This is a genomic window from Ensifer adhaerens (assembly GCF_001270265.1).
GTDB classification, from domain to species: domain Bacteria; phylum Pseudomonadota; class Alphaproteobacteria; order Rhizobiales; family Rhizobiaceae; genus Ensifer; species Ensifer adhaerens_B.
The window spans coordinates 194,730-210,218 of the sequence record NZ_LGAP01000004.1 but is presented as its reverse complement, the minus strand read 5'-3'; the positions used below and the strand labels follow the sequence as shown (position 1 = coordinate 210,218).

Here is a 15,489-nt window from a genome sequence, read left to right as displayed (position 1 = left end):
TGCTTGCGGATAGTGTGCCATCTCTTTTTTCGGGACAATCATGAATTTCGTCACAGACCAATCGAGCCGCTCCGGCGAGGTGTTTTCTGCAGCCGATCTGGCGACCGAGGAGAGCCGTTCCTCGGCGACGCCGATGATGGAGCAGTTCATCGAGATCAAGGCGAACAACCCGGATTCGCTGCTTTTCTACCGCATGGGCGACTTCTACGAGCTGTTCTTCCAGGACGCCGTCGAAGCCTCGCGCGCGCTCGGCATCACGCTGACGAAACGTGGCCAGCACATGGGGCAGGAAATCCCGATGTGCGGGGTGCCGGTGCATGCGGCCGACGATTATCTGCAGAAACTGATCGGTCTCGGCTTTCGCGTCGCGGTCTGCGAACAGGTCGAGGATCCGGCCGAAGCCAAGAAGCGCGGCAGCAAATCGGTCGTGCGCCGCGACGTCGTACGGCTGGTGACGCCGGGAACGATCACCGAGGAAAAGCTGCTTTCGCCCTCGGAGACCAACTATCTGATGGCGCTCGCGCGCATCAAGAGTGGTTCGGAACCGGTCTATGCGCTTGCCTGGATCGATATCTCGACCGGCATCTTCAGGCTTGCCGAAACGGGCGAGAGCCGGCTGCTTGCCGATATCCTGCGCATCGAGCCGCGCGAACTGATCCTCGCCGACACCGTTTTCCACGATCCGGAACTGCGCCCCGTGTTCGACGTGCTCGGCCGCGTGGCCGTGCCGCAACCGGCCGTGCTGTTCGACAGTGCCACCGCCGAGGGCCGCATCGCCCGCTATTTCGGCGTCAAGACGCTCGATGGTTTTGGCAGCTTTTCGCGCGCCGAACTGGCCGCCGCATCCGCTGCCATCTCCTATGTCGAAAAGACCCAGCTTGCCGAACGCCCGGCGCTCGGCACGCCCGAGCGCGAGAGCGCGGCCTCGACACTGTTCATCGATCCGGCGACGCGGGCCAATCTCGAACTCGTCAAGACCCTGTCGGGTGCGCGCGAAGGCACGCTTCTGAAAGCGCTCGACCGAACCGTGACGAGCGGCGGCGCGCGGCTTCTGGCCGAACGGCTGATGTCGCCGCTGACCGATCCCGATCGCATCAACCAGCGGCTGGATTCGATCGAGCTTTTGGCCGGACAGCCGTCCTTTGCCGGCGACCTTCGCGATTCGCTGCGGCGCGCGCCCGATATGCCGCGTGCGCTGTCGCGACTGGCACTGGGCCGCGGCGGCCCACGCGATCTCGGCGCCATCCAGGCCGGCCTCAGGGCGGCGGCAACGATCTCGCGGCTGATGGCCTCGGGCAATCTTTCTGAGGAGCTTGTCGAGGCCCGCGCGGCGATCGACGCCTTGCCTTCGGCCGTCCTCAATCACCTCGATACGATGCTCGCCGACGAACTGCCGCTCCTCAAGCGCGACGGCGGCTTCCTGCGGGAGGGGGCAAGTGCCGATCTCGACGAGGTGCGCGGGCTGCGCGACCAGTCGCGCCGGGTCATCGCCGGGCTGCAGCTGCAATATTCCGAAGAGACCGGCATCAAGTCGCTGAAGATCAAGCACAACAACGTGCTCGGTTATTTCATCGAGGTGACGGCGGGCAATGCCGGCTCGATGACCGACACGGACGACGGCCGCGCCCGCTTCATCCATCGCCAGACGATGGCGAACGCGATGCGCTTCACCACCACCGCGCTTGCCGAGCTTGAGAGCAAGATCGCCAACGCCGCCGACCGGGCTCTGTCGATCGAACTGGCCGCCTTCGAGGCGATGACGGCAGACGTCGTGGCGGCGGCCGAGATCATCAAGGCCGCGGCGCTGGCGCTTGCGACGGTCGACGTTTCGGCTGGGCTGGCGACGCTTGCCGAAGAGCAGAACTATGCCCGCCCGGTCGTCGACCAGTCGCGCATGTTCGCCATCGAGGGCGGCCGCCATCCCGTCGTCGAGCAGGCGCTGAAGCGTCAGGCGGCCAACGCCTTCGTCGCCAATGGCTGTGATCTGTCGCCGCCGGCGGGCGAAGAGGGTGGGGCGATCTGGCTTCTGACCGGTCCGAACATGGGCGGTAAGTCGACCTTTCTGCGCCAGAACGCGCTGATCGCCATCATGGCGCAGATGGGCACCTTCGTACCCGCCGCAAGCGCCCATATCGGCATTGTCGATCGCCTGTTCTCGCGTGTCGGCGCCTCGGACGATCTCGCCCGCGGTCGCTCGACCTTCATGGTCGAGATGGTCGAAACGGCGGCGATCCTCAATCAGGCGACCGATCGCTCGCTGGTGATCCTCGACGAGATCGGTCGCGGCACCGCCACCTTCGACGGTCTCTCCATCGCCTGGGCGGCCGTCGAGCACCTGCACGAGGCGAACCGCTGCCGTGGCCTGTTCGCAACCCACTTCCACGAGCTGACCGTGCTTTCGGAGAAACTTGGCCGGCTCTCGAATGCGACCATGCGCGTCAAGGAATGGCACGGCGACGTGATCTTCCTGCACGAGGTCGGGCCGGGTGCCGCCGACCGTTCCTATGGTATTCAGGTCGCCCGTCTCGCCGGCCTGCCGGCTTCGGTCGTCGCCCGGGCCAAGGATGTGCTGGCCAAGCTCGAGGACGCCGATCGCAAGAATCCGGCAAGCCAGCTGATCGACGATTTGCCGCTGTTCCAGGTGGCGATCCGGCGCGAAGAGGCCAAACCCGCTGGGAACTCCAGGGTTGACGAGGCGCTGAAGGCGCTCAACCCGGACGATATGACGCCGCGCGAGGCGCTGGATGCACTTTACGCTTTGAAGAAGGAACTGAGTGCCCGTTGACGGGCATTCCGTTTTTCCTGTGCATGCGCCGGTGAAAAAGGCTATACAGCGCCGCGCGCCTTCAAAGGGCGTGGCGATGAGCCGGTAGTAATTTGAAATGCTGCACGGTCCCGGTTCGGCCTTGATCGGATGGGAGCATGCAGGAGCGCTCTTCATGCAGCGGACCACGCAACCAGTCGGACAGGACGCCCCTCGGCACTTCATGGGCAGACACGAAACTTCCTTTCCAGAAATTCTCGATGTCGCAGCGCTTCGGGCGAAATGCGACTTCATCGCCTCGGCGCATGCCGAGCAGCGCGAGCCGATGCGCCAGGCGCTGCTTGCCGCCTTCAAGCAGGCAAACCTTGCCGGCCGGGCCAAGGCGCGCGAGCTGCTTTCGGGCGACGGCGGCGGGATTCTCTGCGCCGAACGCATTTCCTGGCTGCAGGACCAACTGATCACCGTGCTGCATGATTTCGTGCTGAATGAAGTCTTCGACGCGGCCAATGCACCGCCGGCAAGCCGCATCGCCGTGGCCGCCGTCGGCGGCTACGGCCGTGGCACATTGGCACCGGGCTCGGACATCGACCTGCTCTTTCTGCTTCCGGTGAAGAAGGCCGTCTGGGCAGAGCCGGCGATCGAATTCATGCTCTACATTCTGTGGGATCTGGGCTTCAAGGTCGGTCACGCCACACGCACGATCGAGGAGTGCATCCGGCTCTCGCGCGCCGACATGACGATCCGTACCGCAATCCTTGAAACCCGCTACATCTGCGGTTCCGAAACGCTGGCCGCCGAACTCGAGACCCGTTTCGACCACGAGATCGTGCGCAACACCGGACCGGATTTCATTGCCGCCAAGCTGGCCGAGCGCGACGAGCGCCACCGCAAGGCCGGCGACACGCGTTACCTCGTCGAGCCCAACGTCAAGGAAGGCAAGGGCGGGCTTCGCGACCTGCATACGCTGTTCTGGATCGCCAAGTATTTTTATCGGGTCAAGGATTCGGCCGACCTCGTGAAGCTCGGCGTTCTCTCAAGGCAGGAGTACAAGCTGTTCCAGAAGGCCGAGGATTTCCTCTGGACCGTACGCTGCCACATGCATTTCCTGACCGGCAAGGCCGAGGAACGCCTGTCCTTCGATATCCAGCGCGAGATCGCCGAAGCGCTCGGCTATCACGACCACCCCGGCCTTTCGGCGGTCGAGCGCTTCATGAAGCACTACTTCCTGGTGGCCAAGGACGTCGGCGATCTCACCCGCATCTTCTGTGCCGCGCTCGAAGATCAGCAGGCCAAGGACGCGCCGGGCCTTTCCGGTATCATCGGCCGTTTCACCCATCGCAGCCGCAAGATCGCCGGCACGCTCGATTTCGTCGATGACGGCGGGCGCATCGCGCTGGTCAGCCCCGATGTGTTCAAGCGCGATCCGGTCAACCTTCTGCGCTTCTTCCATATCGCCGACATCAACAATCTCGAGTTCCACCCGGCAGCCCTGCGCCAGGTGACGCGCTCGCTCGGCCTGATCAAGCCGCAGTTGCGCGAGAACGAGGAGGCGAACCGGCTGTTCCTGTCGATCCTGACCTCGCGCCGCAAGCCTGAGCTGATCCTTCGCCGCATGAACGAAGCGGGCGTGCTCGGCCGCTTCATCCCGGATTTCGGCAAGATCGTCTCGATGATGCAGTTCAACATGTACCACCACTACACGGTGGACGAGCATCTGCTGCGGGCGGTCGATGTTCTCTCGCGCGTCGAACGTGGCATCGAGGAGGACGCCCATCCGCTGGTCGCCAAGCTGATGCCCGGCATCGAGGAGCGCGAGGTGCTCTATGTCGCCGTGCTTCTGCACGATATCGCCAAGGGTCGGCCGGAGGATCATTCGGTTGCCGGCGCCAAGGTGGCGCGCCGGCTCTGCCCGCGTTTCGGCCTGACGCCGAAGCAGACCGAGCTTGTCGCCTGGTTGATCGACGAGCACCTGACGATGTCGATGGTCGCCCAGACCCGTGACCTCAACGATCGCAAGACCATCGTCGATTTCGCCGAGCGCGTGCAGTCGCTCGACCGGCTGAAGATGCTGCTGATCCTCACCGTCTGCGACATCCGCGCCGTCGGCCCGGGTGTGTGGAACGGCTGGAAGGGGCAACTGCTCCGCACGCTCTATTATGAGACCGAACTCTTGCTTTCGGGCGGCTTCTCCGAGTTGTCGCGCAAGGAGCGCGCGGCGCATGCGGCGACGATGCTGAGCGATGCGCTGACCGACTGGCCGGCAAGCGAGCGCGAAGCCTATGTGCGGCTGCACTATCAGCCCTATCTGCTGACGGTGGCGCTCGAGGATCAGGTCCGTCATGCCCGCTTCATCCGCGAGGCCGATGTCGCCGGCAAGGCGCTGTCGACCATGGTGCGCACGCACCAGTTCCATGCGATCACCGAAATCACCGTCTTGTCGCCCGACCATCCGCGGCTGTTGACGGTCATCGCCGGCGCCTGTGCCGCGGCCGGCGCCAACATCGTCGACGCGCAGATCTTCACCACCTCGGATGGCCGGGCGCTCGATACCATTCTGGTCAATCGGGAATTTTCCGTCGACGGCGACGAGACGCGCCGGGCGGCCAGCATCGGCAAGCTGATCGAGGATGTGCTGTCCGGCCGCAAGCGTCTGCCCGAGGTGATCGCCAGCCGCACCAAGGTCAAGAAGCGCAACAAGGCCTTCACCGTCACGCCGGAGGTGACGATCAGCAACACGCTGTCGAACAAGTTCACGGTCATCGAGGTCGAGGGCCTTGACCGCCCCGGCCTGTTGTCGGAGATCACCGCCGTCCTGTCGGATCTTTCGCTCGACATTGCCTCGGCGCACATCACCACCTTCGGCGAGAAGGTCATCGACACCTTCTACATCACCGATCTCGTCGGCCAGAAGGTCACCAGCGAGAACCGCCAGATGAACATCGCCGCTCGCCTCAAGGCCGTCATGGCCGACGAGGCCGACGAGGTTCGAGATCGCATGCCATCCGGCATCATCGCGCCTGCCGCAGGCACGCCCTCCGCTCAAAGAACGACAAAAGCCGAAACATGAGTCTGGTCAAGAAATTTGCAACCGTCGGCGGCGCCACGCTCGGCAGCCGTCTGTTCGGCTTCATCCGCGAAACCTTCATGGCCGCAGCGCTTGGCACCGGCCCGGTCGCCGATGCCTTCAACACCGCCTTCCGCCTGCCCAACACCTTTCGCCGGCTCTTTGCCGAGGGCGCCTTCAATTCCGCGTTCGTGCCGCTCTTTGCCAAGGAGATCGAGGCGAACGGCATGGAAGGGGCGCGGCGCTTCTCCGAGGAAGTCTTCGGCGTTCTCTTCACCGTGCTTTTGTTCCTGACGGTGGCGATGGAACTGACGATGCCCTTCATCGTCAGCAACCTGATCGCGCCCGGCTTTGCCAACGATCCGGCAAAACTCGGCAATACCATCGTCTTCGCGACGATCATGTTCCCCTATCTCGCCTGCATGTCGCTCGCCGCGATGATGGCCGGCATGCTCAATTCGCTGCACCGCTATTTCGCCGCGGCGATCGCGCCGGTGTTCCTCAACATCATCCTGATCGGCATCCTCGGCTATGCCTGGTATATCGGCCAGGATCCGATTGCCGTCGGCTACGGCCTCTCCTGGGGCGTCATGGCCGCCGGCCTCGTGCAACTGGCGATCGTCTGGGTCGCGGTGCGCGATGCCGGTATCAAGATCGGCTTCCGCCGCCCGCGGCTGACGGCCAATGTCAGGCGGCTCTTGGTGCTGGCGTTGCCGGCCGCGATCACCGGCGGCATCACCCAGATCAACCTCCTGATCAACACCAACATCGCCTCGGCGCAGGAAGGTGCGGTGTCGTCGCTCGTCTATGCCGACCGGATCTACCAGCTCCCGCTCGGCGTCGTCGGCATTGCGGTCGCGACGGTGCTGCTGCCGGAACTGGCGCGCGCGCTGCGCTCCGGCAATATCAACGAGGCGTCGAACCTGCAAAACCGCTCCGTCGAGTTCACCCTGTTCCTGACGTTGCCGGCGGCGGCAGCGCTGCTCGTGATGTCCGAGCCGATCGTCCGGCTTTTATTCGAGCGTGGCGAATTCCAGGCGTCGTCGACCGTGGTCGTCGGCCATATCCTGGCAATCTACGGCCTCGGCCTTCCGGCCTTCGTGCTGATCAAGGCTTTCATTCCCGGCTTCTTCGCCCGCGAGGATACCCGCACGCCGATGATCTTTGCCGGTATCTCTGTTGCCGTGAACGTGTCTCTGGCGCTGACACTGTTTCCGCGGCTGGGCGCAAGCGGTATCGCCACGGCGGAAATCGTCGCCGGCTGGGTGAATGCCGTGCTCCTGTTCGGTATGCTCGTCTGGCGCGGCCATTGGGGCCGTGACATCTCGCTTCTGACCCGCATTCCCCGTCTCGTCATCGCCGCGGCCGGCATGGCGGCCGCTTTGCATTTTGCCCTGCAGTGGCTGACCTACGAAGTGTCGTCGGCAGCGCCTCTGATCGTGCGCGCAACCACGCTTTGCGGTCTGGTGGCCGCCGCCATGGTGATCTATTTCGCGCTCGCCTTCGCTATCGGCGGCGCCAATCTCGGCATGATCCGCCGCAACCTGAAGCGCAAGGCGAAGGCCAAGGTCGAACCGTCAACGATGCCTGACGCAGACGCCTGATGAACCTGACGATCACGCGGCGATGCCGACTCCAATCAGCGTCGACAACCCGCATTCGGACCACTTGATTGCGCTCCGCCCGACGTGCATAAGCCATGCCGTTAGCAACATGGGCGATCAGCCCTACAGCGCCGCGCGTCCTATGGGACGCGCAAGGGTCGCTGTAGCACTTTGAATTGCTGCATGTTTTTTTCTTAAATCGGTTGCGGTTTAAGGAAAAAACATGCGGAGGCCCTCCACCAGCCTATTGAGGACGACATGAACGAATTCAAGCCGCTCGTATTTTCCGGTGTGCAACCGACGGGCAATCTCCATCTCGGCAACTATCTCGGCGCGATCCGCAAGTTCGTGGCGCTGCAGGAAAACAACGATTGCATCTATTGCGTCGTCGACCTGCATTCGCTCACCGCGCAGCTCGTGCACGAGGACCTGAAGGGGCAGATCCGCTCGATCGCCGCCGCCTTCATCGCCTCCGGCATCGATCCGGAAAAACATATCGTCTTCAATCAGTCGGCCGTGCCGCAGCATGCCGAACTCGCCTGGATCTTCAACTGCGTCGCCCGCATCGGCTGGATGAACCGGATGACCCAGTTCAAGGACAAGGCCGGCAAGGATCGCGAGAACGCCTCGCTCGGCCTGCTTGCCTATCCGAGCCTGATGGCCGCCGACATCCTCGTCTATCGCGCCACCCATGTTCCGGTCGGCGACGATCAGAAGCAGCATCTCGAATTGACGCGCGACATCGCCCAGAAGTTCAACATCGACTTCATGGAGCATATCCGCGCCCGCGGCTATGGCGTCGATATGGTCGTCGGCGAAGAGCCGATCCATGCCTATTTCCCGCCGGTGGAGCCGCTGATCGGTGGCGCAACGCCGCGCGTCATGTCGCTGCGTGACGGCACCAAGAAGATGTCGAAGTCCGATCCGTCGGATCTTTCGCGCATCAACCTGATGGATGACGCCGAGACGATCTCCAAGAAGATCCGCAAGGCCAAGACCGACCCGGATGCGCTTCCGAGCGAACTCGACGGCCTCAAGGGACGCCCCGAGGCGGAAAACCTCGTCGGCATCTATGCAGCACTTTCCGACAAGACCAAGGAAGAGGTGCTGGGCGAATTCGGTGGCCAGCAGTTCTCGGTGTTCAAGCCGGCGCTGGTGGACCTGGCGGTCGAAGTTCTGTCGCCGATCACCGGCGAAATGCGCCGCCTGATGGGCGACACGGCTCACATCGATGCGATCCTTCGCAGCGGCGGCGAGCGTGCCCGGGCGCGTGCGGAAAAGACGATGGGCGAGGTTCGCGAAATCATCGGGTTTCTGCAGTAAAAGGCGAAAATGAGACCTTGCGGCGGTTTATCTGGAATGTAATGTTCGCCGTATGGTCTCGACCCGACTCTCACGACTTGAAGGTCACCGCCGCAAATTCATGGCGGGGATCGACGATACCCCGGAATGCGGCCGCGCTGTCCACTATGCTGGCATGCGCGCCAAAAATTCCAATGGCGGTCTCGTCCTGCTCTTTGTCATCGCCGACGGCGACTTCCAGCAATGGCTGGGGGTCGAGGAAATCATGCGTGCCGAAGCGCGCGAAGAGGCGGAAGCGACGCTTGCCAAGGTGGCGCAGTCCGTGCGCGAGCGCATCGGGATAGAACCCGAAATTGTCATCCGCGAAGGGGCTGCAACCGAGCAGATCCATTCGGCCATCGAGGAGGATCGCGACATCGCCATCCTGGTTCTGGCCGCAGGGTCGGCAAAAGAGGGCCCCGGTCCGCTCGTGTCGTCGATCGCCGGCAAGGCGGCGGCCTTCCCGATCCCGGTGACGGTGATACCGGATCTCTTGACCGACGAGGAAATCGACGCGCTCAGTTAGGGTCAGGACCTATCAAATTCATCCATTCTGCGTGGTGGATTTCGTGTCTGACAAGGAGGGAAGATGCAGGAAATGCACGAACATTTTCAAATCTTTCCGACGCAGTCAGGCGCGAAATCCGCCTCGCCCTTCGGGTTCAGGTCCATGGGCCGTCTGATCGCAAACAATGCTCGACAAGACCTTCGGGTCTTGCCTTGCGCTTGTTTCCTTCCATCCAATCCCATGGACCTGAACAGAATGGATGAATTTAATAGGTCCTGACCCTAAGCTGCGTCTCTTTGCGCCCTTGCGAGGGCCGAACGAAGCCCTTATATTCTTTTGAATTATTCTAAAGAGCCGGTTGAGAGCCTTCCCGGCGAGACGGAGAGAGACATGTTCATCCAGACCGAAGCCACGCCGAACCCGGCCACGCTCAAGTTCCTGCCGGGCAAGGTGGTTCTGGAAAACGGCACTGCCGAGTTCCGTGACGAGGAAGAAGCGCGCGCCGGTTCGCCGCTTGCTGCCCGGCTGTTCTCGATCCCCGGAGTCAGCGGCGTCTACTTCGGCTACGACTTCATCACCGTCAGCAAGGAAGGGCAGGAGTGGCAGCACCTGAAGCCCGCCATCCTCGGCTCGATCATGGAGCACTTCATGTCCGGCGCGCCGATCATGGCCGGAGCAGGCCGTGCCGAGCAGATGGATCAGGAAGACGAATTCTTCGAGCCGGGCGACGAGACCATTGTCGCTACCATCAAGGAACTGCTCGAAACCCGGGTTCGCCCGGCTGTGGCGCAGGACGGCGGCGACATCACCTTCCGCGGCTTCAAGGACGGCACCGTGTTCCTGAACATGAAGGGTGCCTGCTCGGGCTGCCCGTCGTCGACGGCGACCCTGAAGCATGGCGTGCAGAATCTGCTGCGGCATTTCGTTCCCGAAGTAGAAGCCGTCGAAGCCGTCTGATATCGCGATGGCGAGCGGCTGCGCCTTTCCGAGGCTGCGGCCGATCTCGAGTAAGCGTAACCGCGATGCCGATCGTGGCCTCGCGGGATGATGCGTCTGGAAATCGCTGCAACTGAAATGATCGTACTTGCCATCGACACATCAGGGTCCGGCTGTTCCGCTGCCATTTATGACAGTGGTTCGATGTCCATTCTCGGACAGTCCGGGGCCGATATCGGCCGCGGCCATGCCGAACGGCTGATGGAGTTCGTTGACGGGGCGCTCGAAGCCGCCGATCGCCCGCTTGGCGATATCGATCGCATCGCCGTGACCATTGGTCCGGGGTCGTTCACCGGCATCCGTGTCGGGGTTGCGACGGCGCGCGGCCTGGCGCTTGCGCTCGGCAAACCCGCGGTCGGTGTTTCCTCGCTTCACGTTATTGCGGAGGAAGCCCGCGCCGCGGCACCGGGCAAATCGGTGCTGGTCGCAATCGACGCCAAGCGCGACGAGGTCTACGTCCAGGCATTCGACGCAGCAGGCCATCCCGTCACCGAGCCGGAGGCGCTGTCGGTCACGGCCGCTCGCGACCGGTTTGCCGGTTTCGAGGGATTCATCGCCGGTTCGGGCGCTGGGTTCGTCACCGCGACGACGCCGGTCAAGACTTCCGATCTCGTCGATATCGCCTTGGTCGCGCGGCTTGGCGCGATCGCAGATCCAGCCTCGGCCAAGCCGAAGCCGCTATATCTTCGGGGTCCCGATGCCAAGCCGCAAGCGGGCTTTGCCGTTGCCCGAGCATAGACACCGATGAGTTTCACCGACTACTTCACGCGCCGTACCGAGTTCGACATCTTCCCGCTGGAGGAACCAGATCTCATCGCTGCCGCCGCTCTCCATCGCCAGCGCTTCGCGGCTCCCTGGAGCGATGGTGAAATCCACGCCTTGCTCGTCCAGGAAACGGTGTTCGGTTTTGTCGCCCGCCAGACCAATGGTTCGTTCCGGCCTGCCTTCGGCGGCTTCGTGCTGTTGCGTGCCGTCGCCGGCGAGGCCGAAATACTGACGATCGGCGTCGATCCGCGTTATGCCCGTTCCGGCCTCGGCTGGCGGCTGATGCAGGCCGCGATGCGCGAAGCTTCGGTCAAGGGGGCGGATAGGCTTTTCCTCGAAGTGGACGAGACCAATCAGGCTGCAATCGGGCTTTACCGCAAGCTCGGCTTCCTCAAGGTCGGCGAACGCCGTGCCTATTACCAGGACAAGGCAGGACAGCGCACTGCCGCGCTTGTCATGCGGCTCGATCTTCGCTAGTCCGAACCGGATTGGTTTGGCACGCCCCGGATGAGCCGGGCCCTCGCACAACCATGCGGAGTGGCGGGTGACCGGCGCAGGAAATCCTTTTCGATGATCAATTGGCTGCGGATCGCATTGTTCGCGTTGGTGCTGGCGCTGGCCTCGCTCGTGCTGATGCCGATCCAGATCGTCTGCCTTTGGCTGGATCTGAAGCCGCGGCGCCTGTTGCCGCGCTACTGGCACCGCATGGCCTGCTACCTGCTCGGCATCAAGGTGCGCGTCCATGGCATGCCGGAGCGCCGCCGACCGCTGCTTCTGTGCGCCAACCACGCCTCGTGGAAAGATATCCTGGTGCTGTCTTCGGTCGCCGACGTCGTCTTCGTCGCCAAGTCCGAGGTCAAGGAATGGCCGGTCTTCGGCATTCTCTCACGGTTGCAGGCGTCGATCTTCGTCGTGCGCGAGCAGAAGCGCGCGACGGGAAAGCAGGTCAGCGAGATCGGTCAGCGGCTCGCCGACGGCGAGATCGTCGTTCTTTTCCCGGAAGGCACGACGTCGGACGGCAACCGTCTGCTCGAGATCAAGACGTCGCTGTTCGGCGCAGCCGCGTCTGCCGTGCCGCATTCGCCGACGGGCATGGTTCACGTCCAGCCGGTCGCCATCTCCTATACGGGCATTCATGGAATGCCGATGGGACGCTTCAACCGGCCGATCGCCGCCTGGCCTGGCGATACCGGCCTGGCGCCGCATCTGCTCGGTATCCTGCGTGAGGGGGCGATCGAGGTCGATGTCGATTTCGGCGAGGCCGTCGATTACGACCACCACACCAACCGCAAGGAAGTCAGCCGCGTGATCGAGCAGCGCATTCGTTCGATGCTGTCGGACCGCCTGCGCGGACGGGCCTGACGCGGCCAGCGCGTGAAAGCCGACAGGCGAAAATACTTCAACTTTGGGCCGCTTTGCACTAAAGAACCGGCATGACCCAGGAAACAGCTCTTCTGACGACGCCCGCAACGGGCGACGAACGCACGCCGGCCCGCAAGGTTTTCGTAAAAACCTATGGCTGTCAGATGAACGTCTACGATTCCGACCGCATGTCGGATGCGTTGACGCGTGACGGCTATGTCTCGACGGATGTGCTGGAAGATGCCGACTTCGTCTTGCTCAACACCTGCCATATCCGCGAGAAAGCGGCAGAGAAGGTCTATTCCGAGCTCGGCCGGCTGCGCGATCTGAAAAAAGCGAAGGCGCTCGAGGGCCGCGAGATGGTGATCGGCGTCGCCGGCTGCGTTGCCCAGGCCGAGGGCAACGAGATCCTGCGCCGCGCGCCGGCCGTCGACCTCGTCATCGGACCGACCACCTATCACCGCTTGCCGGAAGCGCTGAAGCGCGCCCGCAACGGCGAGCGGGTCGTCCAGACTGACTATGCCGTCGAGGACAAGTTCGAGCATCTGCCGGCCCCCGACAAGGCCAGGACCCGCGCGCGCGGCGTCACAGCCTTCCTGACCGTGCAGGAAGGTTGTGACAAGTTCTGCACCTTCTGCGTCGTTCCCTATACGCGCGGATCGGAGGTTTCCCGTCCCGTCGCCCAGATCGTTTCGGAAGCGGAGAAGCTGGTCGAAGCCGGCGTGCGCGAGATCACCCTGCTCGGCCAGAACGTCAACGCCTGGCATGGTCTTGGTCCCGATGGCCGCGAATGGGGCCTTGGCGATCTCCTGCAGTGTCTCGGCGACATCGAGGGGTTGGCACGGCTGCGCTACACCACCAGCCATCCGCGCGACATGGACGACAGCTTGATCGAGGCGCATCGATCGATGCCGAAGCTGATGCCCTATCTGCACCTGCCGGTGCAGGCGGGGTCCGACCGCATCCTCAAGGCGATGAACAGGCGGCATACGGTGGCCGAGTATCTGGCGCTCATCGAGCGCATCCGCGCGGTGCAGCCGGATCTCGCGCTGTCGGGCGATTTCATCGTCGGCTTCCCCGGCGAGACCGACGAGGACTTCGAAGCGACCATGAAGCTGGTCGAGGCCGTGGGTTATGCACAGGCATTTTCGTTCAAATATTCCACCCGTCCGGGCACGCCCGGCGCGGAGCTCGACGACCAGGTTGCCGAGGACGTCAAAGCCAAGCGCCTGGAAAGATTGCAGGCTTTGCTGATTTCACAGCAGCGCGCCTTTGCCGAATCCTGTGTCGGGCGCGAAATAGATCTGCTTTTGGAGAAGCCGGGCCGCATGCCCGGGCAGCTCGTCGGTCGTTCGCCGTGGCTGCAGCCTGTGAATGTTGATGCAAAAGCATCGCAAATCGGTGACATTATCAAGGTGCGAATCATCAAGGCCGGGCCGAACAGTCTGTTTGCCGAGATGATCGGGTAAGGACCGAAAACAGGAGCCTGAACCGCTTGAACGGACACGAACTGATCTCTTCATCATCGCGCCAGTCGAAAACAACTGCGACAGACGCCAATCACTTCGTGCTCACTTTCGAGAACAACCGGTTCGCCAGCGAGCTCTTCGGGCAGTTCGACCAGAATCTGAAGCTCCTTGAGCAGCGGCTGCGGATCGAAGCGCATCCCCGCGGCAATTCCGTCGCGATCTCAGGTGATGTCGTCGCCACCAATCAGGCGCGTCGCGCACTCGATTTTCTCTATGGACGGTTGCAGAGTGGCGGATCGATCGATACGTCGGATGTGGAAGGCGCGATCCGCATGGCGGTTGCTGCCGATGACCAGCTGCAATTGCCGACCATGGAGAAAAAAGCCAAATTGACGATGGCGCAGATTTCAACGCGCAAGAAGACGATCGTCGCCCGCACGCCGATGCAGGATGCCTATATCCGCGCGCTGGAGCGTTCCGAGCTCGTCTTCGGCGTCGGCCCGGCCGGTACCGGCAAGACCTACCTCGCCGTTGCCCATGCAGCGCAGCTTCTGGAGCGTGGCGCGGTTGACCGCATCGTGCTCTCCCGTCCGGCCGTCGAAGCCGGCGAACGCCTCGGCTTCCTGCCGGGCGACATGAAGGAGAAGGTCGATCCCTATCTGAGGCCGCTCTACGATGCGCTCTATGACATGATGCCGGGCGACAAGGTCGAGCGTGCCATCACGGCAGGCGTCATCGAAATCGCGCCGCTGGCCTTCATGCGTGGTCGCACGCTCGCCAATGCCGCCGTCATCCTCGACGAAGCCCAGAACACCACATCGATGCAGATGAAGATGTTCCTGACCCGTCTCGGCGAGAACGGCCGGATGATCGTGACGGGTGACCCGAGCCAGGTCGACCTGCCGCGCGGCGTCAAGTCCGGGCTGGTCGAAGCCTTGCAGATCCTGCGGGGCGTCGAGGGCGTCTCGGTCATCCGGTTCAAGGACGTCGACGTCGTGCGCCATCCGATGGTGGCGCGCATCGTCCGGGCCTACGAGGCGCAGACGGCCGTGCACGATGAAAGCGAGCAGAGCGACCGCTGATTGGCGGTTGTCGCGATCATGACCGCATTGGATATCCAGATCAGCGTCGAAGAGGGCAATTGGCCCGACGAAGAGGCGCTTCTCGCCCTTTCGTCGCCGGTGCTCGAGGCTGCGGCCGCTTTCCTCGTCGCGGAAGAAGGCCAGCCGCTTCCGAAGATGCCGCCCGAAGTGTCGCTGGTTTTCACCGACGATGCCTCCATGCGGTCGATCAATGCCGAGTGGCGCAAGCAGGACAAGCCGACCAACGTGCTTTCCTTCCCGGCATTTCCGGTGACGCCCGGAAAAATGCCGGGGCCGATGCTTGGCGACATCATCGTGGCGCGCGAGACGCTGGAGCGCGAAGCGCAGGAATTGGAGAAGTCGTTCGACGCGCATCTGACGCATCTTCTCGTGCATGGATTCCTGCATCTTTTCGGTTATGATCATATGGTAGATGATGAAGCCGAAAGAATGGAAAGCCTGGAGACTCGCATTTTGGCGCGTCTTGGCTTATCTGATCCCTACGGGGACCGATCCCCGGATTAACAGTTTGGA

The 15,489-nt window shown here is 63.0% G+C and carries 12 protein-coding genes; all 12 read left to right on the top strand.

What is annotated here, in order from left to right; genetic code table 11:
• The first annotated feature begins 40 nt into the window (after positions 1-40).
• The 12 genes from mutS (at position 41) to ybeY (ending at position 15,480) form a co-directional block, all read left to right on the top strand.
• Positions 41-2,785: a DNA mismatch repair protein MutS gene (gene mutS / locus AC244_RS11130; RefSeq protein WP_053248883.1), complete on the top strand. Its 2,745-nt coding sequence runs from the start codon at positions 41-43 to the stop codon at positions 2,783-2,785.
• A 202-nt stretch (positions 2,786-2,987) separates the two neighbouring features.
• Positions 2,988-5,831 carry a [protein-PII] uridylyltransferase gene (locus tag AC244_RS11125; RefSeq protein WP_082366821.1) on the top strand — a complete coding sequence of 948 codons (2,844 nt, stop codon included), beginning with the start codon at positions 2,988-2,990 and terminating at the stop codon, positions 5,829-5,831.
• Complete coding sequence (gene murJ / locus AC244_RS11120) at positions 5,828-7,432, top strand: murein biosynthesis integral membrane protein MurJ (RefSeq protein WP_053248882.1); 1,605 nt, start codon at positions 5,828-5,830, stop codon at positions 7,430-7,432. The genes AC244_RS11125 and murJ overlap by 4 nt, the downstream gene beginning before the upstream one ends.
• A 258-nt stretch (positions 7,433-7,690) precedes the next feature.
• On the top strand, positions 7,691-8,755 hold the full coding sequence (trpS, locus tag AC244_RS11115; RefSeq protein WP_053248881.1) for a tryptophan--tRNA ligase: 1,065 nt from the start codon (positions 7,691-7,693) through the stop codon (positions 8,753-8,755).
• Positions 8,756-8,807: 52 nt separating this feature from the next.
• Positions 8,808-9,299: a universal stress protein gene (locus AC244_RS11110; protein ID WP_053248880.1), complete on the top strand. Its 492-nt coding sequence runs from the start codon at positions 8,808-8,810 to the stop codon at positions 9,297-9,299.
• 372 nt (positions 9,300-9,671) lie between these two features.
• Positions 9,672-10,238 (top strand): NifU family protein, encoded by a 567-nt coding sequence (locus AC244_RS11105; RefSeq protein WP_053248879.1) that lies wholly within the window; start codon positions 9,672-9,674, stop codon positions 10,236-10,238.
• Positions 10,239-10,355: 117 nt separating this feature from the next.
• A complete protein-coding gene (tsaB, locus tag AC244_RS11100; RefSeq protein WP_053248878.1) occupies positions 10,356-11,015 on the top strand; it encodes a tRNA (adenosine(37)-N6)-threonylcarbamoyltransferase complex dimerization subunit type 1 TsaB in 660 nt (219 codons plus the stop codon).
• Positions 11,016-11,021: 6 nt separating this feature from the next.
• Entirely contained in the window at positions 11,022-11,519 is a 498-nt protein-coding gene (locus AC244_RS11095; protein WP_053248877.1) for a GNAT family N-acetyltransferase, read from the top strand.
• A 93-nt stretch (positions 11,520-11,612) separates the two neighbouring features.
• The gene (locus AC244_RS11090; RefSeq protein WP_053248876.1) at positions 11,613-12,404 is read left to right on the top strand and encodes a lysophospholipid acyltransferase family protein; all 792 of its coding nucleotides are present in this window, start codon (positions 11,613-11,615) and stop codon (positions 12,402-12,404) included.
• Between the two features lie 71 nt (positions 12,405-12,475).
• Entirely contained in the window at positions 12,476-13,873 is a 1,398-nt protein-coding gene (gene miaB / locus AC244_RS11085) for a tRNA (N6-isopentenyl adenosine(37)-C2)-methylthiotransferase MiaB (RefSeq protein WP_053248875.1), read from the top strand.
• Between the two features lie 26 nt (positions 13,874-13,899).
• Positions 13,900-14,955, top strand: a complete 1,056-nt coding sequence (locus AC244_RS11080) for a PhoH family protein (RefSeq protein WP_053248874.1) — start codon at positions 13,900-13,902, stop codon at positions 14,953-14,955.
• A gap of 18 nt (positions 14,956-14,973) precedes the next feature.
• Positions 14,974-15,480, top strand: a complete 507-nt coding sequence (gene ybeY / locus AC244_RS11075) for an rRNA maturation RNase YbeY (protein ID WP_053248944.1) — start codon at positions 14,974-14,976, stop codon at positions 15,478-15,480.
• Positions 15,481-15,489: the final 9 nt, after the last annotated feature.